Source organism: Mucilaginibacter sp. P2_D11 (genome assembly GCF_056404435.1).
Map to the genome: position 1 here is coordinate 532,268 of NZ_JBFUEA010000001.1, position 24,464 is coordinate 556,731.

At 48.6% G+C, this 24,464-nt stretch carries 22 protein-coding genes and 1 tRNA gene; 15 read left to right on the forward strand and 8 right to left on the reverse strand.

Features of this window, described 5'->3' with window-relative positions:
• Position 1: 1 nt before the first annotated feature.
• Together modB and AC1DXC_RS02215 are read left to right on the forward strand one after the other, a co-directional pair.
• A complete protein-coding gene (gene modB / locus AC1DXC_RS02210) occupies positions 2-673 on the forward strand; it encodes a molybdate ABC transporter permease subunit (protein ID WP_477457492.1) in 672 nt (223 codons plus the stop codon).
• Positions 670-1,296 carry an ATP-binding cassette domain-containing protein gene (locus AC1DXC_RS02215; RefSeq protein WP_477457493.1) on the forward strand — a complete coding sequence of 209 codons (627 nt, stop codon included), beginning with the start codon at positions 670-672 and terminating at the stop codon, positions 1,294-1,296. The genes modB and AC1DXC_RS02215 overlap by 4 nt, the downstream gene beginning before the upstream one ends.
• Before the next feature lie 51 nt (positions 1,297-1,347).
• Here AC1DXC_RS02215 and AC1DXC_RS02220 read toward each other — a convergent pair whose 3' ends face one another.
• The 4 genes from AC1DXC_RS02220 to AC1DXC_RS02235 all read right to left on the reverse strand — a co-directional run bounded on the left by AC1DXC_RS02220 (position 1,348) and on the right by AC1DXC_RS02235 (position 5,566).
• Positions 1,348-1,875 (reverse strand): hypothetical protein, encoded by a 528-nt coding sequence (locus AC1DXC_RS02220; RefSeq protein ID WP_477457494.1) that lies wholly within the window; start codon positions 1,873-1,875, stop codon positions 1,348-1,350.
• Positions 1,876-2,073: 198 nt separating this feature from the next.
• Complete coding sequence (locus AC1DXC_RS02225) at positions 2,074-2,541, reverse strand: FKBP-type peptidyl-prolyl cis-trans isomerase (RefSeq protein ID WP_477457495.1); 468 nt, start codon at positions 2,539-2,541, stop codon at positions 2,074-2,076.
• 26 nt (positions 2,542-2,567) lie between these two features.
• Positions 2,568-4,316, reverse strand: coding sequence for an aspartate--tRNA ligase (gene aspS, locus AC1DXC_RS02230; RefSeq protein WP_477457496.1), 1,749 nt, complete (start codon positions 4,314-4,316; stop codon positions 2,568-2,570).
• Positions 4,317-4,507: 191 nt separating this feature from the next.
• Positions 4,508-5,566, reverse strand: a complete 1,059-nt coding sequence (locus AC1DXC_RS02235) for an acyltransferase family protein (RefSeq protein WP_477457497.1) — start codon at positions 5,564-5,566, stop codon at positions 4,508-4,510.
• 79 nt (positions 5,567-5,645) lie between these two features.
• On the opposite strand from AC1DXC_RS02235, the gene AC1DXC_RS02240 reads away from it, so the two are divergent.
• From AC1DXC_RS02240 to AC1DXC_RS02275, 8 genes are all read left to right on the forward strand, one after another.
• Positions 5,646-5,731: transfer RNA gene (locus AC1DXC_RS02240), tRNA-OTHER, on the forward strand.
• Positions 5,732-5,781: 50 nt separating this feature from the next.
• Entirely contained in the window at positions 5,782-5,979 is a 198-nt protein-coding gene (locus AC1DXC_RS02245; protein WP_477457498.1) for a hypothetical protein, read from the forward strand.
• A gap of 349 nt (positions 5,980-6,328) precedes the next feature.
• Positions 6,329-8,773, forward strand: coding sequence for a TonB-dependent receptor (locus AC1DXC_RS02250; protein ID WP_477457499.1), 2,445 nt, complete (start codon positions 6,329-6,331; stop codon positions 8,771-8,773).
• A gap of 4 nt (positions 8,774-8,777) precedes the next feature.
• Positions 8,778-9,398: a nicotinamide riboside transporter PnuC gene (pnuC, locus tag AC1DXC_RS02255; protein ID WP_477457500.1), complete on the forward strand. Its 621-nt coding sequence runs from the start codon at positions 8,778-8,780 to the stop codon at positions 9,396-9,398.
• The gene (locus tag AC1DXC_RS02260; RefSeq protein WP_477457501.1) at positions 9,388-10,485 is read left to right on the forward strand and encodes an acyl-CoA dehydrogenase family protein; all 1,098 of its coding nucleotides are present in this window, start codon (positions 9,388-9,390) and stop codon (positions 10,483-10,485) included. Before pnuC ends, AC1DXC_RS02260 begins: the two co-directional genes overlap by 11 nt.
• A 167-nt stretch (positions 10,486-10,652) precedes the next feature.
• Positions 10,653-11,939, forward strand: a complete 1,287-nt coding sequence (locus tag AC1DXC_RS02265; protein WP_477457502.1) for an SGNH/GDSL hydrolase family protein — start codon at positions 10,653-10,655, stop codon at positions 11,937-11,939.
• A gap of 88 nt (positions 11,940-12,027) precedes the next feature.
• Positions 12,028-13,683, forward strand: coding sequence for an alkaline phosphatase PafA (gene pafA, locus AC1DXC_RS02270; RefSeq protein ID WP_477457503.1), 1,656 nt, complete (start codon positions 12,028-12,030; stop codon positions 13,681-13,683).
• A gap of 205 nt (positions 13,684-13,888) precedes the next feature.
• On the forward strand, positions 13,889-14,512 hold the full coding sequence (locus AC1DXC_RS02275) for a thiamine phosphate synthase (protein ID WP_477457504.1): 624 nt from the start codon (positions 13,889-13,891) through the stop codon (positions 14,510-14,512).
• Between the two features lie 100 nt (positions 14,513-14,612).
• Here the strand turns inward: AC1DXC_RS02275 and AC1DXC_RS02280 are convergent, their stop codons facing one another.
• Positions 14,613-15,098, reverse strand: coding sequence for a nuclear transport factor 2 family protein (locus tag AC1DXC_RS02280; protein ID WP_477457505.1), 486 nt, complete (start codon positions 15,096-15,098; stop codon positions 14,613-14,615).
• Between the two features lie 65 nt (positions 15,099-15,163).
• Between AC1DXC_RS02280 and AC1DXC_RS02285 the strand changes: the two genes are divergently transcribed.
• Entirely contained in the window at positions 15,164-15,550 is a 387-nt protein-coding gene (locus AC1DXC_RS02285; RefSeq protein ID WP_477457506.1) for a hypothetical protein, read from the forward strand.
• 5 nt (positions 15,551-15,555) lie between these two features.
• Here AC1DXC_RS02285 and AC1DXC_RS02290 read toward each other — a convergent pair whose 3' ends face one another.
• Positions 15,556-16,080, reverse strand: a complete 525-nt coding sequence (locus AC1DXC_RS02290; RefSeq protein ID WP_477457507.1) for a GNAT family N-acetyltransferase — start codon at positions 16,078-16,080, stop codon at positions 15,556-15,558.
• A gap of 73 nt (positions 16,081-16,153) precedes the next feature.
• Between AC1DXC_RS02290 and AC1DXC_RS02295 the strand changes: the two genes are divergently transcribed.
• Together AC1DXC_RS02295 and AC1DXC_RS02300 are read left to right on the forward strand one after the other, a co-directional pair.
• Positions 16,154-18,526, forward strand: a complete 2,373-nt coding sequence (locus tag AC1DXC_RS02295) for a S9 family peptidase (protein ID WP_477457508.1) — start codon at positions 16,154-16,156, stop codon at positions 18,524-18,526.
• A 62-nt stretch (positions 18,527-18,588) separates the two neighbouring features.
• The gene (locus AC1DXC_RS02300; RefSeq protein ID WP_477457509.1) at positions 18,589-19,767 is read left to right on the forward strand and encodes an acyltransferase family protein; all 1,179 of its coding nucleotides are present in this window, start codon (positions 18,589-18,591) and stop codon (positions 19,765-19,767) included.
• A gap of 44 nt (positions 19,768-19,811) precedes the next feature.
• On the opposite strand, the gene AC1DXC_RS02305 is transcribed toward AC1DXC_RS02300, so the two are convergent.
• On the reverse strand, positions 19,812-20,387 hold the full coding sequence (locus tag AC1DXC_RS02305) for a murein L,D-transpeptidase catalytic domain-containing protein (protein ID WP_477457510.1): 576 nt from the start codon (positions 20,385-20,387) through the stop codon (positions 19,812-19,814).
• A 168-nt stretch (positions 20,388-20,555) separates the two neighbouring features.
• Here AC1DXC_RS02305 and AC1DXC_RS02310 point away from each other — a divergent pair, with 168 nt between their 5' ends.
• The gene (locus AC1DXC_RS02310; protein ID WP_477457511.1) at positions 20,556-20,891 is read left to right on the forward strand and encodes a tRNA-binding protein; all 336 of its coding nucleotides are present in this window, start codon (positions 20,556-20,558) and stop codon (positions 20,889-20,891) included.
• Between the two features lie 387 nt (positions 20,892-21,278).
• On the opposite strand, the gene AC1DXC_RS02315 is transcribed toward AC1DXC_RS02310, so the two are convergent.
• Positions 21,279-23,084, reverse strand: a complete 1,806-nt coding sequence (locus AC1DXC_RS02315) for a M61 family metallopeptidase (RefSeq protein ID WP_477457512.1) — start codon at positions 23,082-23,084, stop codon at positions 21,279-21,281.
• 257 nt (positions 23,085-23,341) lie between these two features.
• On the opposite strand from AC1DXC_RS02315, the gene AC1DXC_RS02320 reads away from it, so the two are divergent.
• Positions 23,342-24,460, forward strand: coding sequence for an efflux RND transporter periplasmic adaptor subunit (locus AC1DXC_RS02320; RefSeq protein WP_477457513.1), 1,119 nt, complete (start codon positions 23,342-23,344; stop codon positions 24,458-24,460).
• The last annotated feature ends 4 nt before the right edge of the window (positions 24,461-24,464 follow it).

The following is a 24,464-nucleotide window of genomic DNA, read 5'->3' on the forward strand; positions in this document are numbered from 1 at the left end:
TATGGATCTGCAACCCATTTGGCTCAGCCTTAAATTAGCCGGCGTAACCACCCTGCTGTTGCTGGCTATTGGCTTGCCGCTGGCCTGGTGGCTGGCCAAAAAGCAATCGGTTATACGACTGGTGATTGAGGCATTGCTCACCATGCCGCTGGTGCTGCCGCCATCCGTATTGGGTTTTTATTTGTTGCTGGCTTTTAGTCCGCAACATGGGGCGGGCAAATGGCTGCGCGAGATGTTCGATGTGCAATTCGTATTCAGCTTTGCGGGACTGGTGCTGGCTTCTGTAATCTATAGTATCCCATTTATGGTAAGCCCGGTAAAATCGGCGTTCCAGCAATTGCCGCCGTCGCTGTCGCAGGCATCATACACGCTGGGCAAAACGCCATGGCAAACCTTTTGGCGTGTGCTGTTGCCCAATATTAAACCCTCGCTGCTAACGGCAACGGTGCTCACTTTTGCGCACACCCTGGGCGAGTTTGGTGTGGTATTGATGATCGGCGGCAACATCCCCGGTGTAACGCGGGTAGCCTCCATCGCGGTATATAATGCCGTAGAGCAGCAGGACTATGCATCGGCCAATAATTATTCAATGGCGCTTTTTGCCATTACCTTCGTGCTGGTTGCCGGCGTTTTCGTGTACAATAAATACCAGGTAAAAAGCCCTCTCGCATGATCCGCATCCACATTGAAAAAAGGCTGAAAGCTTATAACGGCATACAGGTGTTGCGGATAGAAAAAAATATCGCGCCAGGTAGCATTCTACGCGTTACCGGCCCCTCCGGCGCGGGGAAAACTACCCTGCTGAAGATGATTGCCGGTTTGATTACGCCTGATGCCGGTACGATTGCCGTAGGCGATACGGTTTGGCACAATTCGGCGATGAAGATTAACCTCACCTCGCAGCAAAGGCAGCTTGGCTTCGTTTTCCAGGATTATGCGCTGTTCCCCAACATGACCGTGTTGCAGCATTTGCAGTATGCAACCGGCGATGCCGCCTGGATTACCCGTTTATTGGCCATAGGGCAATTGGAAGCATTTGCCCATCAAAAGCCATTGCATCTATCGGGTGGGCAGCAGCAACGGCTAGGCATATTGAGGGCATTGGCCATCAAACCCCGTTTATTGTTGATGGACGAGCCCTTCAGCGCATTGGATGTAAAAATGAAAACGCGTCTGATAGCAGATTTGCAATCGGTGATCAAAGAATTGAACGCAACGGCCATCATCGTGAGCCATAACCCGCAGGAGTTGGATGGCATATGCGATGATGAACTGGTATTGGGTGGAGAGGAGTAAGCCTAACGAACCAGAAGCTAAAGAGCACGATGATTTAAATTCAAGTATGCTTTATTCGTATCTAATCGTTTTATTAAACGCCTCAAACTTGGGTAAGTTGATATCATAGGTGCCAGGCGTCGCCATAAAATTGATGACGTAGCCTATTCCGTTTTTGTAAACAAAAACTAATTTGCCCTTATATTGAAGCCCATTCATTATAGGATAAATTATTCGGGCATTTGGGTTGCGTCTATCCGTTTCTGTTTTAGCAGGCGTTTTGCCAAGCTCAATCCGTATAAGATCATCTACCGAACCGATGCTTTTTTGTTTGTATGCCGTTACCGATATGGAGTTTGCAATATCGGTTTTTTCCAATTCACTGTAAACGGCAGGCAGTTCCCAGTCAGCTAAAGCACTATTGGCACCACTATCCTTTCCAAATTCACCATAAAGCTTCCAGTTATCCGGCACGCTTAATATAAACTTTAAGGGATAATTTCTGTACTCTTTTACCTTAACAACTGCGGATGGGGTTTGCGCCGGAAGTTTTCCTACGATTGTCAACGTCAAAAACATAAGCAATGCGGCTTTTTTCATTTGATAAGATTTAGCATATAAATATAAGTAACCCGGTATTAATAAACTACATCTTGCCATCAGTTCTTTCTGATTGTAAATCTCTTCTTTGCGAGCAAATTGAACAAAGTTGGGTTCCGCTATATCGGGTTATTAAAAGCAAAAAAGCACGGTGCCATTGGCACCGTGCTTTTTTGCTATGTATCTTATGATTTGATTTTAGTTAGTGAAACTCAACAAGTCTATAGTAAATACTAACACAGAGTTTGCAGGGATACCCGCTCCCGGCGAGCTATTGCCGTAAGCCAATGCCGAAGGCACAATAAGCAGCATACGGCCGCCCGGTTTTAAGAACGGGATTCCTTTTTGCCAACCCTGTATAAAGCCATTTAATGGGTAGGTTGTGCCGTTGCCTTTATCGAACTGTGAACCATCTAATAATTTACCGACGTAGTTTACGGTAACTGTAGACGATAAAGTAGGGTTGGCACCGGTGCCTGGGGTAATAATCTGGTAGTAAATACCCGATGCGTCTTTTGTTGCAGTGATGCTCGTGTTGGCAGCAAGATAGGCCTTTATGGCGTTATCATCCGCTACGGCTTGTGCCGCAGCATCGAATTTCGCTTCTTTTTTACAGGCCGAGCAGCCAACAACCAATAAACTCAGGATCAGGATATATTTTTTCATGCTAATAGTAACGGTTGTTTGCTATATTATGATACAGTGGTTTTTATTTTTAGTTCGTTCATCTGCGCTTCGGCGATGGTTGATGGTGAATCGATCATCACATCGCGGCCCGAGTTGTTCTTAGGGAAAGCAATTACGTCGCGGATAGAATCGAGCCCGGCGAAGATAGAAGTAAGCCTATCGAAACCGAAGGCAATACCGCCATGCGGAGGTGCACCATACTCAAATGCATCCATCAAAAAGCCGAATTGTTTCTGCGCTTCTTCTTTGGAGAATCCCAGGTGTTTAAACATCAGGGCCTGTAGTTCCCTATCGTGGATACGGATGCTGCCGCCGCCAATTTCGGTACCGTTAATTACCAAATCGTAAGCATTGGCGCGAACGTTTTTAGGGTCGGTATCCAACATGGCGATGTCTTCCGGTTTTGGCGAAGTGAAAGGGTGGTGCATAGCATGGAAGCGTTCGCTTTCTTCGTCCCACTCCAACAGCGGGAAATCCAACACCCATAGCGGCGAGAATTTGTTTTTATCGCGTAAGCCTAAGCGACTGCCAATTTCCAGCCGCAACTCGTTCAGTTGCTTACGTACTTTATCAGTTTGCCCGGCCAGTATTAATATTAAGTCGCCCTGTTCTGCTTCAAAAGATGCAGCCCAGTTGGTCAGTTCGTCTTCGTTGTAAAACTTATCTACCGACGATTTTAAAGTGCCATCGGTATTGTAACGGCAATATATCAGGCCGGTAGCGCCAATTTGCGGGCGTTTAAGCCATTCGGTCAACTCGTCTAATTGTTTGCGGGTATAGCCGGCGCAACCTTTAGCATTGATGCCTACAACCAGTTCGGCATTGTCGAATATGCTGAAGCCTTTTCCTTTTACGATGTCGTTCAGTTCAACGAATTCCATCCCGAAGCGGGTATCCGGCTTGTCAGAACCGTATAAACGCATAGCATCTGCATATTGCATCCGCGGGAAATCGCCCAGTTCCAGCCCTTTTACGGTGCTGAACAAATGACGGGTAAGGCCCTCGAAGATATTCAGGATATCCTCCTGGGTAATGAACGACATCTCGCAATCTATTTGGGTAAACTCCGGTTGGCGGTCGGCACGCAGATCCTCGTCCCTAAAGCATTTCACAATTTGGAAATAACGGTCGAACCCGCTCACCATCAGCAATTGCTTAAAGGTTTGCGGCGATTGCGGCAGTGCGTAAAACTCGCCGGGGTTCATGCGGCTTGGCACCACAAAGTCGCGCGCGCCTTCGGGTGTAGATTTAATCAGCACCGGGGTTTCTACCTCGATGAAATCAAGTCCGTCTAAATACTTGCGTATCTCCTGCGCCATTTTGTGGCGTAGCACCAGGTTTTGGCGTATAGGGTTGCGGCGAAGATCCAGGTAGCGGTATTTTGCGCGCAGCTCTTCGCCGCCGTCGGTTTCATCCTCAATTAAAAAGGGAGGTATCTTGGCGGCGTTCAGTATCTCCAGTTCAGTAACGGTGATCTCGATTTCGCCGGTGGCTATTTTGGTGTTTTTGTTAGAACGCTCTACCACTTTGCCGGTAACTTTTATCACGAACTCGCGGCCCAGCTGGCGGCCGGCTTCGCGCAGGTTGGCATCGGTATCGGTATTCAAAACAAGCTGGGTAAGGCCGTAGCGGTCGCGTACGTCAATAAAAGTAGTGCCGCCCAGGTCGCGCGATTTCTGTACCCATCCGCAAAGGGTGATGGTTTCCCCTAAATTGCTGATATTTAATTGCCCGCAAGTGTGTGTTCTAAGCATAATTCCTTTTTAAAAAGTTTGCAAAAGTACATTTTTTTGAGATATGAGATATGAGATATGAGAATTGAGATAGAAGAAAGTTTAGAAAACGGGCCTTTTAATGGGCACAAATTGGATAATTAAGCTTTAGATGGGAAACTTACGGTGCCTGAAGATGAAGCGAATCAGCTTAATCAATAAATAAAAACAAACTATGCCGGCTTAGCCGATTGCGCCATCTTCAGCTTCAACATGGGCTTTTCTACCATGTACCAGGATGCCGCTGCCAGCGCCAACGTAAGCAGGAAAGATGCGCCGAAGTTGGCCGCTACGCCCCATTGCGGGAATTTGAGCGCCATAAACTGCTGTATAGGGAAAGCATAGATGTATAGCCCGTAAGAAAAATCGCCAAGTTTATGGAAAGCTTTTACCTGAAGCGCTGGGTGATAGGCTACGACAAAAATGCCATAGGCCAGCGAGATATTGAACGAGGTAACCAGCAACGGCGATCTGAAATGGAAGAGTAGCGCAGTAACGATGAATAGCCCTATTGCCAGTGGGATATTGATGATGATTTTATCGCCGAATAAATAAGCTAAAGCACCCAACAGGAACACCGCCCCCCAGGCCAGCACAAAATCCATATACCAGGGCGCGTAAACAATGCCCGCAAAAAACAAAGCTACCAAAAGCAATGCCGGGGTTGCACGCGCCAGTAGCTTTAATTGCCGTTGCCATAATAAGAGCACTACGCCCCACAATAGAACCACGGCATACAATAGCAGTTCGCCGGCCAGCGTCCACAGTGAGCCGTTTACTTGCTTGGCGTAGGGTATCGTTTCGAACACGCCGGGCAGCGTATTATCCAGGTTATGTACAGTAAAAAGTCGCCAGGCGAAATCGTACACGCGCCCGTCGGCAAAATAATCGTGCAGGCTTAAGGTGGTGGCAAGCGGACCGATTACAAATGCGCATAGCACGGCCGCTACCAGCAAGCCCGGGAATATGCGCAAGGCTCGGGCCCAAACGAAGCTGCCTAAGGTAGGCTGCCGGTAGAGGCTTTTGGTAATGAGGTAGCCGCTGATAACGAAGAAGATTTTTACCCCCAGCGACCCGAATTCGATAAAGCCCACCAGCCGGGCAAGCGGTTCGCGGTCGTGATGGCCGGTAGCCAGGTACGAGTGCCCGAAGATAACCATGGCAGCGGCGATAAAGCGCAGCAGATCGAAATTGTTGTTGCGCCCCTGGTCGAGCTGTTTAATAGTTATCATGCCTTACAAAGCTAAAAATTAGTTTAAAATGCAAGGGGAAATCCTATCTCTAAACCATTATATGTAAATTTGATATGGTTAAGCGTGTGGCTGAGTGGTGAAGGCTATTGTCGAAAGACGGTATGTTGTTAAAACGACTCGAGGGTTCGAATCCCTCCACCTTAACTCTTTAGAGGCAATAGATTTTACAACTTTTCAAAAGTTTTATTTGGATTATGGCAAAAATGGACGAAGCCGATTATTCAAAATTTCCCGAACGGCCTGCTAGGCATCCGCAAAATTTAGTTGGGAAGGATTTTTATACCGAATTGCCCAAGCATGTTAAAGACGGCATCGAAAGGAGCCGGAAGCAAGCGGAAGAAGGGAAACTCCTCTCGTTAGAGGAAGTAATAGAGAGGCTTAATAGAAGATGACCTAACCTTCTCAAATCTCACGTCTCAAATCTCACATCTAATTCCTATATTTGCCACATAATTCTCAAGGGGTGCCTTGCTTTGGTGTACTAAAAATAATCTGCAGGTTATTTTACCAAACTGAAAGACAGGCTGAGATCAAACCCATTGGAGTTGAGTTTTCCCGCGTAGAGGCACAATATTTTGTGGCTCGATAAAGCGCATCCGAGACACAAGATATTGTGTCTCTACAATTCAACCCCATGCACCTGATCCGGGTAATGCCGGCGTAGGGAGAGGTAACAAGTTAAGTGTACTGCCGTTTTATCCCGGCGGCAGATGGTTTAACTCATTCATTGTTTAACACATTTTGAAAAATTTATTTGCGGCGCTCTTCGCCCTGCTGCTGCCTGTTTTGGCATCGGCCCAGTTTTCTATCAGCGGAAAAATCACCAATCAAGCCGGCGAAGCACTGCCTGGCGCAACCATTACTGTAGAACAGCCCGCCCAAAGTACTCAGGCCGACCAGAACGGCAACTACAACTTGGGCAAGTTTCCGGAAGGGAGCTATTTATTAAGAGCCAGTTACGTAGGGTACCAAACGCGTACTATAATAGTGACGACTCAGGTCAACAAACCGGTAAATTTCATCCTCATCCGTAGCGCATTCAGTGCAGAGGAAGTGGTGGTAACCGCAACCCGTGCCGGCAAAAACTCGCCTACGGCCTTTACCAACCTCAGCAAAAAGCAACTGGAAAAGAACAATTTTGGCCAGGACCTGCCTTATTTGCTTAACCAAACGCCATCGGTGGTTATTACTTCCGATGCAGGCGCGGGCATAGGTTATACCGGCATCCGCATCCGCGGCAGCGATGCCAGCAGGGTAAACGTCACCATCAACGGCATCCCGTATAACGATTCGGAGAGCCAGGGTTCCTACTTCGTGGATCTGCCCGATATTACTTCCTCCATCAACAACATACAGGTACAGCGTGGGGTGGGCACATCAACCAATGGCGCAGGTGCGTTCGGCGGTAGTATCAACATTCAAACCACTACCCGCCGCGACACAGGCTACGCCGATATCAACAATTCGGTAGGCTCGTACGGTTCGGTGAAGAACACCGTCAACCTAGGTACCGGTTTACTGGGCGGGCATTTTAGTGTAGATGGCCGCTTGTCGCGCATCAAATCTGATGGGTATATCGATAGGGCATCTTCGCAACTGAAATCTTTCTTCGTAAGCGGGGCTTATTATGGCGCAAACAGTACGCTGCGGGCTAATATCTTCTCGGGCTACGAGCGTACCTACCAGGCCTGGAATGGCGTGCCCGATTACATCATCAGCGATAACAACCTGCCCAACCACCGCACCTACAACGAGCTGGGCATACTGCCCGATGGCAGCTTTTATAAAGATCAGGTAGATGATTACCTGCAAAACCATTATCAATTATTGTACGACCAAAAACTATCAGATAAAGTATCCTTCAGCGGAGCGCTGCACTATACCAAAGGCAAAGGCTATTATGAGGAATATAAAACCGATGCCAGCGTAGCCAACTATGGCTTAACGCCTGTGGTTATTGGCGGCGATACTATTAAAAATACCGACCTGGCCCGCCGCCGCTGGCTGGATAACGATTTTTACGGTATTACCTACGCGTTGAAGTATCAGCCGCAAAGCAACCTTAACTTTACGCTGGGTGGTGCCTACAACCGATACACCGGCGCGCATTTTGGCAATATTATCTATACGGCGCAGAGCGCAGGCATACTGCCTAATTACGAATACTACCGCGACGATGCCAAGAAGAACGATTTCAATATATTCGGCAGGGGCGAGTACAAAACCGGGGATGTTACCCTATTTGCCGATATGCAATACCGCCGTATTTACTATTCTTTCCTTGGCTTCGACAGGAATTTGAACAACGTGCAGCAAAACGCCACGCTCAACTTTTTCAACCCTAAAGTGGGCATCACTTACCAGCTGAACGAAAACAACAACATCTACGCATCATTCGCCGTGGGCAACCATGAACCTAACCGCGACGATTACACCAATAGCACTCCTGCAAGCCGACCCAAAGCCGAGAACCTGAAGGATTTCGAAGCAGGCTACCGTACCAGCGGAGATGTATTCCGCGGCGGCATCAACCTGTTTTATATGCTGTACAAAAACCAGCTGATATTGACGGGTGCTTTGAATGATGTAGGCGCACAGATACGTAACAACGTAAAGGATAGCTACCGTGCCGGTATAGAGCTGGATGGCCGACTGCAAATTACCCGGTCGCTAAGCTGGGCAGCAACGGCCACTATCAGCACCAATAAAATAAAAAACTACGGCCAGTTCCTGAATAATTATGATGATGGCAGCCAGGCATTCATCCTGCTGAAGAAAACGGATATTGCTTATTCGCCATCGTTCATTGCGTCCAGCGAGTTGAGCCTTGCGCCGTTCAAAGGCGGAGAGATTGCCTTCATCAGCAAATACATCAGCAGGCAATACCTGGATAATACCATGAACACCAACCCTACGGGCTTTACATCGGCAGGCAGCAATGCCTTCGTTACCGACAGGCTGTTGAAAAGCTATTTCGTGAGCGATGTGCGCATGCGGTATAACTTTAGCGTAAAATCTGTAAAAAACATCGGCCTGGGCCTGCAGGTGAATAACATATTCAGCAAAAAATACGAAGCCAATGGCGCAACCTACCCGGATATAGAAGGCGGGCAGGTTGTGAACTATAACTATTACTTCCCGCAGGCCCCGCGCAATTTTATGGCCTCGGTAAGCTTAAGTTTTTAGGCCGATGCAAAGCTGGATAGACCTTTTCATAGAACAAATAAAGGCAACCACCTGGCTGGAATGGCTGGCCGTGATATTAGGCGTTGCCGAAGTATTGCTGGCCCGCGCCAATAAAGTGTGGCTATACCCAACGGGTATAGCCGCTACTTTGATATCTATTTATCTCTTACTGAAAGTTGCCTTGTATGCCGAATGCCTGCTGAGCTGCTATTACGTAGTGATGAGCGTTTACGGTTGGTACTATTGGATAAAAAAACAAGGACAGCCGCCCGTAAAAGTAAGCTACAGCAACCGTACCGAATGGGCGATAACCCTGCTCATCTCATTCGTAGGCTGGGGCCTGCTGTATTTGCTGCTGGTAAACTTTACCACTTCTACTGTGCCCATTTGGGATGCCTGGGTATCATCAACCGCATGGGCGGGGATGTGGCTACTGGCGCGGCGCAAAATAGAGAACTGGGTGCTGCTGAACATCAGCAACCTGTTTGCCATACCACTGCTTTACCACAAAAACCTGGTGATGTTTGCCGTACTTACGCTGATACTGTTCATTGTAGCTATTTTTGGCTACTACGATTGGCGTAAGCTAATCATCAAAGAACGCTTAACCGCTGATGCAAGCTGATATGGAGCACCCCTCTACGCTTTTGCTCCCTTCTTGGGTAGATACCATACGCAGCCACGCCGCGGAGGCGGAGCAATTGGGTAAGTTGCACCCTGCACAGCTGGAACTGGTGTATCAGCAGCAATGGTTTAACCTGCTTGTGCCTGCTGCATACGGCGGATTGCAAACGCCACTGCCACAACTGGTGGCAATAGAAGAGGCCCTTAGCTGGGCCGATGGTAGCTTGGGTTGGGTGGTTACGCTTTGCTGCGGCGCAGGATGGTTCGGCGGGTTTTTAGAGTTGGGCATGGCCCGGCAGGTTTATGCCGATGCCCAGGCTTGTATTGCAGGCAGCGGCGCGGCAACCGGCACAGCCGAAATAATGGGCGATGGTTACATCATCAACGGCAGCTGGAAGTACGCCAGCGGCGTGCATCATGCTACGTACATCACCGTAAACTGCGTAATTACGGAGGGGAGCATACCCGTATTAAATCCCGATGGTACGGAGCTGATATTGCCTTTTACCATTAAACGTGCCGACGTTACCCTGCTGCCCGGCTGGAAGTATATGGGCATGATAGCCACGGGCAGCGATGCTTACGAGATAAAGGATGTTTATGTAGATAAAAGCCATTGTTTTAAGATAGAAGCCGAAGCCGCGGTAATAGATGCACCGCTATACCGCTACCCCTTCATGCAGCTGGCCGAGGCTACGCTTGCCGCCAACCTGGCCGGCATGGCCGTTCATTTCACCGACCTGTGCGTGCCCGCCTTCGCACACAAGGCAACCAACCTGCGCCGGGTGAGCCCTGCCAATGTGCTTACCATGATGGATGCACTTGAGGCGCAAACCACCCTGCTTAACCAAACGCGGGCGACCTTCCATACGGCGGTAGCGGCTTCGTGGCAGCAGCCTAATGACGATAATTTATTGCAACAGGTGAGCCACGCCAGCAGATTATTAGCCAAAACCGGCCGCGAATGCGTAGACGCGCTGTATCCGTACTGCGGCCTGTTGGCTGCATCGCCGGATACCGAAATAAACAGGGTTTGGCGCGATCTGCATACCGCCGGTCAGCATGCGCTGCTTACGTTTATGGTCTGATACGGCGCAGCGTGCTATGCGATATTTGCTTATTCCCTGCATTGCCGCCGCTGCAATATGTTTTTTTGTACTATTCCCGTTGAGTAATTTGCTCAACGAGATGTTTTTCATATATTTAGCTACGCGTACAATACACTTATTATTTAACGCCAGCCCCTAATCACAATATGAAGAATACCCCGAATTGCCCGGATGGCACCCGCCGCACAAGAGCAAAATGGAAACGCGGATACGTAGTACTGTTTTTACTCGCTACTGTTTTTATTATCCAGAGCTGTAAGCTCGATCCACCCATAATACCCGATTCCTTAACGCACCCCACCCCAACCGATACCATACCCACTACGCCGCCTATCGGTACCACCGACACCGTTATAACAGATACCATAACACCAGCCTCAGCCAACTTTGGCCAGCTTAAGGCCTGGAATGCCTTTAAGGCCAACGCCAGTGGCCGGTACGATTTATTGCTGATAGGCGACTCCTACACACAGGGAAATTTCTATAGCTGGCGTTTGCGCGGGAAGTTACTGTCAGACGGGTTTACCGACGGTGGGCCCGGTTACGACAGCTTCGGCCGCTGGAGCCCAACCGGTATGTATTCTATCGATGCATCAATGGATTTGCAAGAGCTGACATTTACTTACGACCCATTGCTGTGGGATACCAGCCCCGGCAACTATTACGGCCCATGCGGCAACGTTACCAATAAAACCCCTAATGCCCTGATAACCGTAAGCTCGAAGGTAGTGCTTAACACGATGACCATTATTTACGAACGGCACCCCAATGCGGGCGATTTCCGTTACCGCGTAAATGGCGGCGCGTGGACAACCGTAAGTGACGCCAGCACTACCGAAGATATTGGCAATGTTGTAGTAAACGTTGAAAGCGCAGGCGACAACATAGACCTGGATATAGAACCGCTGGCCGCCGGGCAGGTATTTTGCGGCGTAGTAGGGCACAGGGGCGGCGGCGGCAACGTTTTCACTATGCACAAAGTAGGCAGCTCGGGTACCACGGCCGATTTTTTTGCGCATAACCCGCTTTGGGAACAATCTATAAAATTGCTGGAGCCAAAGGGCGCAATCATTATGTTTGGTACTAACGAGATGGATGGTGACGTGGAACCCGCGGCTATGCGGGTGAACATGCAGCATATCATTGACCAGCTTAAACTGGCGCAGCCCAACTGCGATATCATGATCTTATGTCCGCCCGAAACCTTGTTCGAAAACGAAGAACCGCGCAAATATAAAATTGCCAACTACGCTGATATGCTTTTTAGGCTGGCATTGGCAAACCACGCAGCCTTTATAGATTTTGCAAAAGTCTTCCCCCATTTTAACCAGGCATCCATTGATGCTGATATCATGTCGAGCGATAGGAAACACCCCGGAGATGCAGGCAGTGAACTGATGGCCGAAACAATTTTCAAGGCATTTAAAAAATAAACGCAGATATTTTAACCTTTAGGTAACGCAAAAATCACACGCAGATTGGTTATCAATATGGATATTTGCGCCGTTTAAATGTTTCGATATGAAAATCAGGCACCTATTATTCGTGGCTTTGCTTGCCGTAACTTCGGCATCCGCCCAAACAAAAAAATTAAATCCCACATCGGCGGGTACGGTGCCACGCCCCAAACTGGTAGTAGGCCTGGTGGTAGATCAAATGCGCTGGGATTACCTGTACCGTTATTACGACCGTTACCAGGCCGGCGGCTTCAAGCGTATGCTGAACGAGGGCTTCACCTGCGAAAATACCCTCATCCCTTATATTCCTACCGTTACCGCTATTGGCCATTCCAGTATATACACCGGGTCGGTACCTGCCATACACGGCATGGCCGGCAATGATTTTATTGTACAGGCCACCGGGAAATCAATGTACTGCACGGCCGATTCTACCGTGAACACCGTTGGCAGTACATCTGTGGCGGGTAAAATGTCGCCGCGCAATTTGCTGGCCAGCACCATTACCGATGAACTGAAACTGGCTACCAACTTCCGTTCTAAAGTTATTGGCATTGCGTTGAAAGATCGTGGGGGCATCCTCCCGGCAGGGCACGTAGCCAACGCCGCTTACTGGTTTGATGATACCAGCGGCAACTGGATAACCAGCACTTTTTATATGAACGATTTGCCTGCCTGGGTAAAAACCTTCAACAGCCAAAAAAACGCCGAGAAATATTTGAAGCAGGATTGGAATCCGCTGTACCCTATCGGTACATACGTACAAAGTGCGCCCGATAACAGCCCCCGTTATGAAGGGAAATATAACGGGGCAGATGCACCTACTTTCCCGGTGAAAACATCTGAGCTGTATAAAGGCAATGCGGGGATGATACGCAGCACGCCCTATGGCAATTCGCTAACGCTGGATTTGGCAAAGGCTGCTATAGACAATGAGCAACTGGGCAAAAACGTGGTTACGGATTTTTTAGCTATCAGCCTTTCATCTACAGATTACATCGGGCACCAGTTTGGCCCAAATTCGGTAGAAGTAGAAGATACCTACCTGCGTTTGGATAAAGATTTAGCCGCTTTCTTCAGCTACCTGGATGCTAAAGTGGGCAAGGGTAATTATACTGTATTCTTAACTGCCGATCATGGTGCCGCCCACAATCCACAGTTTTTAATCGACCATAACATCCCGGCAGGTTATTGGGACGAAGGCGCTGCCCGCACCCAATTAAACACCCTGCTGGAAAATAAATACAAGGCGAAAAACCTGGTTTTAGGTTTGAATAATTACCAGGTGAACTTTAATTACGCCGTTATCAACAAAGAAGGCATCAGCGAAGAGGCCTTGAAGGCAGATTGTATCCCCTTCCTGCAGAAACTGGTAGGCGTAGCTTATGCGGTTGATATGCAAAAGGTGCAAGCGGCCAATATCCCCGAAGATTTGCGTAGCCGTATCATAAACGGCTACAGCGCCGAACGCAGCGGCACTATCCAGATAATACTGAAACCAGGTTGGTACGGCGGGCATGGCGGCACAGGTACCACCCACGGCACCTGGAACCCTTATGATGCGCATATCCCGCTGGTATTTATGGGCTGGGGCGTTAAACATGGCAGCCTGGTTCGCGAAACCCATATGACGGACATAGCCGCAACCATTGCAGCGCTGCTGCATATACAAGCGCCAAGCGGAAGTATAGGCGCCGCCATAGGCGAGGTGCTGAAATAGTTTTAAGTCGGAAAAGTCCGAAAGTCCGGAAGAAGTGACCAAGTCGGCAAGCACAACAGAAGAGGTAATTCCTCAAGTTGCGCTTGCCGATTTTCTTTTTCTAACTTTCGTACATTTGACTTTCGGACTGCGAACTTCCTCACTTCCCCACTTTCTTTTCCTATCTTTCGGACTTCCGGACTGCGGACTTTCTGACTTCATATCCATGAGAAAATACATATCCAAATTCCATTACTTAACGCAGGATTTGCCCAACCGCAGCCACATTGAGCAGGCACAGATAGCCTGCGAGGCAGGTGCAAACTGGGTGCAGTACCGCTGCATGACCAAAACCGACGAGGGGCTTATTGCCGAGATACATCAGATAGCCTCCATCTGCGATGACTGGGGCGCTACGCTGATATTAACGAACCACTACCACTTGCTGGATAAAGTAGATGCGCAAGGCGTGCACATCGAAGATTTCGATGCGGACTTTGCTGCTATCCGCGAAGCGATAACAGACGAAAAAACCTTGGGCGCATCTGCTATCAATATCGAGGCATTGCTACGCGTGCAAAACAGCGGCGTGGTAGATTATTGCGGTTACGGCCCCTTTGCCCATACCGATACCAAACCCAACAATAAGCCCTTGCTGGGTTATGCAGGATATTATGCGCTGGAAAAACAACCAATAGATATCCCTGTAATAGCCGTCGGTGGCGTTCAGTTAACCGACGTAGAGCCGTTGCTGGCAACAGGCATTTATGGAATTGCCGTTTCTGCTGCGGTAAATTTAGCTTTGGATCCCACTGAAGCGGTGAAGGAATTTTATAGGAAGATATATTGATTTATCATCCTGAGCGATAACGAAGGATCTATTAGCCACGATGCAATTAAGATATGCTAGCCGGCGAATAGATGCTTCGTTCCTCAGCATGACAACGGCATCAAAACATCGGGTGATTGTTCGCCGATTTGGCGGGCACCTCCTGTATCACGTCCCAATGCTCGGCTATCTTACCGTTCTCTATCCGGAAGATATCGATAACCGAAATGGTTTTATCGCCCATTTTGCTTTTTGTGTGTATGTACACCAGGTTGCCATCGGCACTAAGGTGCTGTATATCAATTTTGGTTTTGGGCGCGCCTTTAAACCAAAGGGTAGCGCCATCTTTAAGGGCGGCTTTGCCATCGGGCAGGGCGGGGTTGTGCTGTATGTAATTATCGGCCAGGTATTGGTCGGCCGCGGCGATGTTCTTATCGCCAAAAAACTCCTGGTAAAACTCAGCCACCATTTTTTTATTGAGCGATAGCTGCGTGGCCTGCCTGCTCAATGAATCGGCAGTAGCCTGTACATTCTCGGCTGCCTGGTTGCCACAGGAAGCAAGGGCGATAGCTGCTGCTACCAGCAAAGCGGGGATTGTTTTTTTCATGGTTAAATATATCGATTTTTTGATATCCGAAATGCACGGATAGCTTTGCATCGTATTTTTACGAAGTGAAAAAACCAATGCCATATGAGTTCCTGTTAGATTACCTGCCGGCTACGGTGGTGGTTAAGCCGGCCATCGGCATGTTTTATGTTTATTTCGAAGGCAAGATCGTGCTCATCTTCCGTAAAGTGGGCAAGAATCCGCAGCACAATGGTTTATGGATAGCCACCCGCAAAGAGCACCATGCCAGCCTCAAAGCTGATATACCCGCCATTACCGATTTTTTGTTGGGCGAGGGCGAGGTTTTTGAATCGGACTGGCTGCAGCTAAGCGATGGGCACGATGATTTCGAAGAAGCAGCGATAAGCATTTGCGGACTGGTTTCTGGTCGGGATAAGAGGGTAGGCAAGCCCACGCCGAAGGCTGCCCAGCTTACCAGGCAAAGCGATTAAGGCGCCTAATCATTTGCAGACCGGTATGCTACATAAATATGCTCATCCAATACCTGCCCCAGCTTTAGCACTGTACCTTTCATGATACCCTGTTTTACGTACCCCGCTTTCTCCAGCACCCGCATTGATGCCGGGTTGCTGCTGAAAACGCCCGCCTGCAGGCACATAATATCGAATGTGGCAAAGGCGTATTGCGTTACCAGCTGCGCGGCTTCCGTCATGATGCCGCGCCCCCAATACGGCTCGCCCAGCCAATAACCAAATAGCGGCGATTTGCTGAAGACATCGCCGCGGAACTCCAGTCCTATAGCTCCCGCGAACGCCCCCTCAACATCTATCACCAGGGTTATCGCAGGCTGTTCGCTTATTTTCCTGCCGATAAACCACTCCGCATCGGCGAGGGTGTAGGGCGATGGGAAACGGTCGTACAAGTTGGCAGCTATTTTAGGGTTATCGGCAAGCCGCTGCAAGTCCGCCGCGTCGCTTTCGCGCCAGTTGCGTAAGATGAAACTACTGCCTTTTATTTCCATTTGTAACAATCCAATCGTTAAAAATAGTAATATTACTTAAACTGCTAACTTGCGGCTGCTTATACTTTTTACAATGAAAAAAATCCTTACCCTGTCTTTCTTGCTGATGGCATCGGGCGCTATGGCCCAAACATTAGGCACGCTCAGCATCGACAAAATTATGCGCGACCCGAAATGGATGGGCGTAGCGCCCTCCAACATCCGCTGGAGTGATGACAGCAGGAAAATATACTTCAACTGGAACCCGAAAAGCCAGGAGCGCGACGGCCTGTTCTCCATCACCCCAACAAATATAAAACCCATTGAGGTAGGCACGGGCGATGAGCGCATGATACCGCCAGAGACCGGCAGCTGGAACAAAAAACATACGCTGAAAGCCTTCGAGAAGAACGGAGACATTTACCTGTTGGATATAGCCACGGGCAAAGCCAGCCAGCTTACCAGCACTACCGAGCGCGAAGCCCTGCCTGTATTCACCGGCGACGAGAGTGCTATCCTGTTCGTTAGAGATAATAATCTCTACAAACTCAGCCTGGGCAAAGGCCAACTGGTTCAGTTGACCAACTTTGTGAAAACGGCCAGCAAACCCACCAAAAAGAACACCGACAACAAACAGGAAATTTACCTGAAAAAGCAGCAACTGGAACTGTTCGACATCATCAAAGTAGAGGATAAAGACCGCAAGCTGGATAGCATAGAGCGCGAGGATATGGCCCTGCCTAAACTGAAAGAAATTGTATATGGCGATAAGCGCGTAAACGGGATTCAATTGAGCCCGGACGGGCGATATATTACCTATCGCCTGATACAGCCAGCCGATGGCGGGCGCAACGCCATAGTGCCCAATTACGTAACCGAATCGGGCTTTACCGAGGATATCCCAAATCGTACCAAGGTGGGCGCGCCGCAATCAACATCGGTAAGTTACGTGTTCGACAGGCAGCGGGATACGGTTTACACCGTATCAACCAAAGAAATCCCCGGTATAAAAGATTTGCCCGATTACCTGAAAGATTACCCCAAGCTGCTGGCAGAGCGCAAGAAATCCGATGCCGACCGCAAGGTGGATATAGGCTTGCCCATCTGGAGCGCGGATGGCAAATACGCAGTAGTGGTGGTGGAATCGCAAGATAATAAGGACCGCTGGATAATGAAGCTGGATGCCGCAACAGGCAAGCTGGCCTTGCTGGATCGCCAGCGCGACGAAGCCTGGATAGGCGGGCCCGGCACGGGAGGCTTCTTTACCAACGGTAGCCTCGGCTTTACCGATAACAGCCACTTTTACTACCAAAGCGAAGCCAGTGGCTACTCGCACCTGTACCTAATGGACTTGGTAAGCGGCACAAAAAAGCAGCTCACGGCGGGCAAATGGGAGGTGCAGACGCTGAAGCTATCTAATAATAAAAAGACGTTTTACTTTACCGCGAATATCGAGCACCCGGGCATCACGCATTTTTACAGCATCCCCGTAAGTGGCGGTGCGCCGGTAAAAATAACGGGTATGAAAGGCGGCAACGAGGTTGATCTTTCGCCTGATGAAAAATGGCTGGCCATACGTTATTCGTACTCCAACAAACCATGGGAGCTTTACGTGCAAGCCAATAAGCCCGGTGCAAAAGCGGTGCAGGTAACCAGCTCTACCACGGCAGAATTCAACTCCTACGCCTGGAAAGAGCCGGAGGTCATCAGCTTCAGGAATCGTTACGGCAGCGATATCTACGCCCGCGTTTACCAACCCAAAACACCCGACCCGGCCCGGCCCGCGGTAGTGTTCGTGCATGGCGCGGGTTACCTGCAAAACGTACACTACTGGTGGAGCAGCTACTTCCGCGAGTATATGTTCAACAACATGCTGGCCGATAATGGCTACACGGTTATCGATATCGATTACACTGCCAGCTCGGGCTATGGCCGCGATATGCGTACCGGCATTTACCGCCACATGGGCGGCAAAGACCTTACCGACCAGGTAGACGGCGTGAAATTCCTGGTAGATAAATACGGCGTAAACCCTAAGCATGTGGGCCTCTACGGCGGCTCGTACGGCGGTTTTATTACACTAATGGCCTTGTTTACCCAACCGGATGTATTTGCCGCCGGCGGCGCTATACGCTCCGTTACCGATTGGGCGCACTACAACCACGGCTACACTTCCAATATTTTGAACGAACCCTTCGAGGATGATATAGCCTACCGCCAAAGCTCGCCCATATACTTTGCCGATGGCCTGAAAGGCAAGTTGCTGATGCTGCACGGCATGGTAGACCAGAACGTGAACTACCAGGACATCATCCGTCTTACTCAAAAGCTAATAGAGCTGCACAAGGACAACTGGGAACTGGCATCGTACCCTGTAGAAGACCACGGCTTCGTTCAACCCAGCAGCTGGACGGATGAGTATAAGCGCATTTTTAAATTATTCGAGGAGACGTTGAAAAGCAAATAACCAGGCTAATGCACCAAATTAATTTAGTATATTAGTACCAGCAACGTTGCTTAATATGACTAATGCAGCCTGAACCTTCAAAACCCGAGAGGGTCTTCTTTCCTAACCTTGATGGTTTGAGATTCTTTGCATTTTTGGCTGTGTTTATTCAACATAGCAACTCGGACAGGATTGTTAAGATGGACTTTTACAGCCATATCTGGTTGAGGGTAGTGGAGATGTTTCTTTTTGCGGCGGCAGATGGTGTCTCCTTTTTCTTTGTCCTAAGTGGGTTTTTAATTACTTATTTGATTGTTAAAGAAAAAGCGGAAAGCGGAAAAATCAACGTGCTGTATTTTTACATGCGAAGAAGCCTGCGCATCTGGCCGCTTTACTTCCTGTTGGTTTTTTTGGAATACACCACTTTGCCCGCCGTAGCCAATTACATGCACTGGGACATTGCCCGGGATATCCACCCTTTATATGTAATTACGTTCCTTTCGAACTTTAATTTTTTGGAGATTGTTCGCCATGGCACCGTAAAATACAGCTTATTAGCCACATCGTGGTCGGTAGCGGTAGAAGAACAATTTTACCTCGTATTACCTTTGCTATTTTACTTTATCCCCCAAAAAGCGTATAAGTTTATATTTCCTGTCATCATTATCGCTTGTTATGCTTTTAGGATAGCCCATGCAGGCGATGATTTATTATTGTATTTCCACACCTTTTGCCTTTTTGGAGATTTGGCCATAGGGGGGCTTTTAGGCTATTATGCTTATACATCAAAATCGTTCGTTTTGTGGCTTAAAGGTTTAAGCAGGGTAGCGATAGCGGGCACCTATATAGCAGGATTTTTATGGCTCTTTTATGCTACACAAATCCATCACACAAGCATATATTTTACAGCCCTTGGCCGGTTGCTTAATTGCGTATTGTTTGCCTTTGTTATTGCCGAACAGTGCTTTTGCGAAAAGTCTTTCTTTAGCATGGCTAACAATAAGTTTGCAAGCAAATGGGGTAAATATACCTACGGCTTATACCTGTTGCACATTACAACGATATTGATAGCCACCGAGATAGCCGGGCGGTGCTTCCCTGGTTTAAAAACGGATAATTTTTTTACAGAACTGGCAGTGCGCGTGTTTGCTTTGTTTTTTGCTATGCTGGTTTCTTATGTTTCTTATGAATTTTACGAGAAGCAATTCCTAAAATTAAAAGAGCGGTTCGCTATTATAAAAACCAATAAATACTCAAAATAGCTATTACCTATTGCATTTTTGTTTCTCACACGGGTAAACGGGAATTAATTATATATCCACATAAGCACACGCCTTTTTTGTTTTTTGATCAGCGCGTCAACTGTTTTCATTGTATTGTTGGATATGGCCGGGCAGCCCCAGCCTTCGGGCGTACCATTGGGGTACACTTCCGTTTCGCTCACCTTCTCCCAGGAATGGAAAACGATTTGCCGGGCGTAGGCATTGCTGTTGGTGGCATCCAGACCAGTTAAATAGTATTTCACATTGATGCCCCAGGCACTGTAATCGCGTGCGCCGATGGCGTATTTACCCAGGGCCGTGCAGTGGCTGCCGTCGGCATTGCTAAAGGCAGGCTTGTCCTTGCTCCACTCCCCCGACCAGGGACTAAGGCCGCAGCCGTGGCTAACCAATCCTGATGAGATGGCCTTATCGGCCTTAAAATCCCAAACCATAAAGCGTTTGACGCCGCTAGGCAGGCTCATGTCAATCAAAATACAATACCGCGAGTTGTAGCCTCTTTTTTTAGAAAATATCAAAGCTTGTTTGGCTTTTTCGCGGGTGCGGGCAATATCTATATGCGGTGTATCGGCAAACGCTATGCTGCAATAGAGCAATGCCATTATCAAAAGTGTAAGCGGTTTAGGTATCATGGATGGGGTTTACAGGTTTAGGATGATAACGGTAAAGATGCCCTGGTATTTTATAGCTGCAGAAAAAGCACGCCCTGCCAATCCCCATTGGTGAAATTCGATATAATTAGTGAAATTCGTACCTCTATATTTACACCTATGGAAACCATCACCTGGAACGATTTCGAAAAAGTAGAGTTACGCGCAGGCACTATATTAGAGGCTGCGGATTTCCCCGAGGCGCGTAAGCCGGCTTATAAACTCAGGGTTGATTTCGGGCCATTGGGGATTAGGCAATCCAGCGCGCAGATAACTAAACATTACACCAAAGAAGAGCTACCCGGCAGGCAGATCATCGGCGTGGTCAATTTTCCGAAGAAACAGATAGCCAATTTCATGTCGGAGTTTTTAGTAACCGGCTTTGCCGATGAAAACGGCGATATTGTTTTGGCGACTATTGATAAGCCCGTGCCCAACGGGAGTAAGCTGATATAGGGTTGTTAAGAATAACCGTCATGTTGAACTTGTTTCAACACCTCATCATAAAAGTCGCCACCTTGTTAAGTCGCTTTGCATGCCGATTACCTGCCGTGCGGGGTACCGAAATAAATTCGGCATGACGGCGTAAGGGTATTGAATTAATAAAACCGTCATGTTGAACTTGTTTCAACACCCCATCATAAAAGTAGCCCCTATGCTTACCCGCTCTGCATGTCGGCTACCTGCCGCGTGGGGTACCGAAACAAGTTCGGCATGACGGCGGGGGATTACCGGGTTAATGAAAATCCTAATATTGTCCTTAATATTCACCATATCAGCCTCTCCCAGCCCCCCCCTTCAACTGCCTGCTGAAAGGGGGGGTTATGGAAAAAGTTAATCTTCTTACAGCTTCAGCCATTTTTTGCGCACCGCCAATTGCTGGGCAGTTGGGTTTGGCAATTCTTCGGTTTTGTATTGCACGCGGTTATTACGCAGCAGGGTTACCGGCAGGCTGTAGGGTTTACCATCGCGGTTAACGACAATGGTAAGCTTATCGCCTACTTTATGGGCTGCTATAGCAGCGGCCAGGTCTGTAACCGGCGCGCCGTCTATGGATACGATCTCGTCGCCAACGTTCAGGCCGTCTATCCAGCCTGCGCCGCCGCGCAATACCATGCTAATGGTTTTTTTGCCGTTCGCCTGGTTGCTGGTGCCAATTCCCAGGGTAGGGGTATTGCTCTCGGCCAGTTGGTCGGTAATTTTGTAGCCAGCGTAGCCCAGGTATTTGTTGTAATCTATTGCTGCAAGGCCATTGATGTATTTGGCATAAAAATCATTGAGGTTTTTGCCTGCGAATTTCTCGAAACCGGCTTTGAATTCCGCATCGGTATAGCCGCGTTTTTTGCCTTTATAATAAGTATCGTACATGTACTTCATCACATCATCCAATGATTTTTTGCCGTTGGTAGCGTTGATGATCTCCAGATCGAGCAGCAGGGCCACTACGGCTCCTTTATCGTAGTAAGATATGCCGGTGTTGTACGAATTCTCGTTGGGGCGGTAAGCTTTTATCCAGGCATCAAAGCTGGCTTCGGCCAGGGGTTGCACCTGCGTGCCGGGCTGGTTCTCTACGGTGTTGATGTCGCCCAGGGCATCGTCTAAGAATGCATCGGCCGAGTAAACATCGGCATGGCGGCGTGCCAGGTTCTGGTAGTAGGCGGTAAAGCCCTCGGCTATCCAAAGGTTGGTGGTGTAGTTCTCGTTCTCGTAATCAAACGGACCTAAAACAATCGGGCGCAGGCGTTTTACGTTCCACAGGTGGAAATGCTCATGCGCAACCAGGCCCAAAAAGCCCATATAACCGCTTTCGTTGCCATATTGTTCACGGGCAGCGCCCAGCACGGTAGAGCTTAAATGCTCCAGGCCGCCGCCGCCGCGCTGGCGGTTATGCACTATGAAGGTGTAATGCTTATTAGGGTTCTCGCCAAAAACGGCAGTTTCGGCTTCTATAATTTTGGCCATATCTTTCTTCAGGCGTTCTTTATCGTAATTGCCGCCGCCATACATGGCCACTTCGTATTTTACGCCGGCCGCATCAAAGCCGAAAACATCCTGCGTGCCCACTTCTATAGGCGAATCGAACAGGATATCGTAGTTAGGCGCGGTGCGGGCAAACTGGTCGCCGCCGATTTTTTCTAAACTGGTAGATACGGTGGTCCAGTCTTTATAAGGTATAATTTTGATGGTTGATGGCCGGTTAAGCATGCCCTTTGGGTACAGGAATATGCCGGTGGTGGATAAAAACCCATGCGATACATCAACAAAGCTGGTGCGTACCGATACCTCGAAGGCGTAAACTTTGTATTTAACCACCACGGTTTGTACGCCGGCGGTGTTGAGGTGCCAGGTGTTCTTATTAAGCTTTGGCGCGGCAATAGCCTTGCCATTGGCAGTAGCGGTAAGCGATTCTATGTTTTTGGCAAACTCCCTCACCAGGTAAGATCCCGGGGTCCAAACGGGCATTTTTAATTCGAGTGAGGTTTGCTTTAGGCCGCTTACAGTCATCTCTACTTCTACGTAGTGTGCTTGCGCTTCGGGGAATGTAACTTTATAAGCAATTTTTGGGGATACAACAGCTGCTCCGGCCGGCGTAATTTTCATAATCAACAGTATTAAATAAGCCAGGGCTATTGGTTTAAGATTTTTCATGGTGCAAGTTATAAAATTTTACCTTTTTTAATTGCAAGGCAAAAAATAGCAGCGTTGTAAAATGGTTGATACAAGCAAGCAATATAGCAGTTAAGCGGTTAGTTTTGCGGGAATTAAAGATGACTGTTTATACCCCGCAGGTTTTATATTTGCGGGAGATTGATAGCCTGCTGCCCCTGGCCCCAAAGCTGCATGAAATTAAAAATGAAATTGCGCCCATAAAATCGTAACCCCATCACCCCTGCCATACGCCCAATATGAAAACTAAGTACATTATCTACACGCTGCTGGCTTTATTGGTCGCGTTCCTTATCTACAACAAATTTTTTAGCGACCATGCTAAAGAACGCGATGCGCTGACTGCAGGCCCTGGGGGCGGCGGAGCCAAAGGGGGCAAAGATGCCAAAGGCGGCAAGGGCGGTAAGCAAAACCCTCCCGTATCGGTAACCATAATGGTGGTAAAAGATACCGCCGTAAACAACCAGATTGATATTACCGGCACTATAGATGCCAACGAAAAAGTAAGCCTGATAAGCCAGACTGCGGGCAACATCACCGGCATATACTTTACCGAGGGTACCAGGGTTGCTAAGGGCCAGTTGCTGGTAAAGGTTTACAACCAGGATCTGCAGGCATCCTTGCAGCAGGTAAACGCGCAGATGATTTTGGCGAAAGACATCAACAACCGCAACAAGATATTATTAGAGAAAGAGGCCGTTAGCAAAGAGGAGTACGAAACTTCGCTATCATCGCTTAACTCCATAAAGGCCCAGGCCGACGTGATAAGGGCACAGATAGCCCGTACAGAAATACGCGCCCCCTTCTCGGGCACCATAGGTTTGCGCAATGTAAGCCCCGGCGGTTACCTGTCGCCGTCTACACCCATCGCTACCATCGTCAATATCGACCCGGCGAAAGTTACCTTTTCGGTGCCGGAACGTTACCTGCCTATTATAAGTAAAGGCAGCAAGGTAAAGTTCACTATTGAAAGTTCCCTGAAAGAATTCAGCGCGACGGTTTACGCCATAGAGCCGGCTTTGGATGCTGCATCGCGTACAATAACCGTGCGTGCCACGGCGCCTAACCCGGGCAACCTGCTCACTGCGGGTTCTTTCGCCAAGATAAACCTTACGCTGGATCAGATACCTAAAACCATTATGCTGCCAACCGAAGCCGTAATACCCGACTTAAAGAGCAGCAAGGTGTTTGTGTACCACAATGGCGTTGCCGTGCCGCGTTTCGTAAAAACCGATTTGCGTACCGATACCAAGATACAGATAGTAGATGGCTTGAAACAGGGCGACAGCGTAGTGATATCGGGCCTGATACAGATACGCCCCAAATCGCCTTTGAAGATTAAAAAAGTTATACAATAACCCT

Excerpts from the sequence above, each read along its gene's own strand:
- modB (WP_477457492.1), top strand. The coding sequence starts at position 2 with ATGGATCTGCAACCCATTTGGCTCAGCCTTAAATTAGCCGGCGTAACC.
- AC1DXC_RS02215 (WP_477457493.1), top strand. The coding sequence starts at position 670 with ATGATCCGCATCCACATTGAAAAAAGGCTGAAAGCTTATAACGGCATA.
- AC1DXC_RS02220 (WP_477457494.1), bottom strand. The coding sequence starts at position 1,875 with ATGAAAAAAGCCGCATTGCTTATGTTTTTGACGTTGACAATCGTAGGA.
- AC1DXC_RS02225 (WP_477457495.1), bottom strand. The coding sequence starts at position 2,541 with ATGAAAAAATATATCCTGATCCTGAGTTTATTGGTTGTTGGCTGCTCG.
- aspS (WP_477457496.1), bottom strand. The coding sequence starts at position 4,316 with ATGCTTAGAACACACACTTGCGGGCAATTAAATATCAGCAATTTAGGG.
- AC1DXC_RS02235 (WP_477457497.1), bottom strand. The coding sequence starts at position 5,566 with ATGATAACTATTAAACAGCTCGACCAGGGGCGCAACAACAATTTCGAT.
- AC1DXC_RS02245 (WP_477457498.1), top strand. The coding sequence starts at position 5,782 with ATGGCAAAAATGGACGAAGCCGATTATTCAAAATTTCCCGAACGGCCT.
- pnuC (WP_477457500.1), top strand. The coding sequence starts at position 8,778 with ATGCAAAGCTGGATAGACCTTTTCATAGAACAAATAAAGGCAACCACC.
- AC1DXC_RS02260 (WP_477457501.1), top strand. The coding sequence starts at position 9,388 with ATGCAAGCTGATATGGAGCACCCCTCTACGCTTTTGCTCCCTTCTTGG.
- AC1DXC_RS02265 (WP_477457502.1), top strand. The coding sequence starts at position 10,653 with ATGAAGAATACCCCGAATTGCCCGGATGGCACCCGCCGCACAAGAGCA.
- pafA (WP_477457503.1), top strand. The coding sequence starts at position 12,028 with ATGAAAATCAGGCACCTATTATTCGTGGCTTTGCTTGCCGTAACTTCG.
- AC1DXC_RS02275 (WP_477457504.1), top strand. The coding sequence starts at position 13,889 with ATGAGAAAATACATATCCAAATTCCATTACTTAACGCAGGATTTGCCC.
- AC1DXC_RS02280 (WP_477457505.1), bottom strand. The coding sequence starts at position 15,098 with ATGAAAAAAACAATCCCCGCTTTGCTGGTAGCAGCAGCTATCGCCCTT.
- AC1DXC_RS02290 (WP_477457507.1), bottom strand. The coding sequence starts at position 16,080 with ATGGAAATAAAAGGCAGTAGTTTCATCTTACGCAACTGGCGCGAAAGC.
- AC1DXC_RS02295 (WP_477457508.1), top strand. The coding sequence starts at position 16,154 with ATGAAAAAAATCCTTACCCTGTCTTTCTTGCTGATGGCATCGGGCGCT.
- AC1DXC_RS02300 (WP_477457509.1), top strand. The coding sequence starts at position 18,589 with ATGCAGCCTGAACCTTCAAAACCCGAGAGGGTCTTCTTTCCTAACCTT.
- AC1DXC_RS02305 (WP_477457510.1), bottom strand. The coding sequence starts at position 20,387 with ATGGCATTGCTCTATTGCAGCATAGCGTTTGCCGATACACCGCATATA.
- AC1DXC_RS02310 (WP_477457511.1), top strand. The coding sequence starts at position 20,556 with ATGGAAACCATCACCTGGAACGATTTCGAAAAAGTAGAGTTACGCGCA.
- AC1DXC_RS02315 (WP_477457512.1), bottom strand. The coding sequence starts at position 23,084 with ATGAAAAATCTTAAACCAATAGCCCTGGCTTATTTAATACTGTTGATT.
- AC1DXC_RS02320 (WP_477457513.1), top strand. The coding sequence starts at position 23,342 with ATGAAAACTAAGTACATTATCTACACGCTGCTGGCTTTATTGGTCGCG.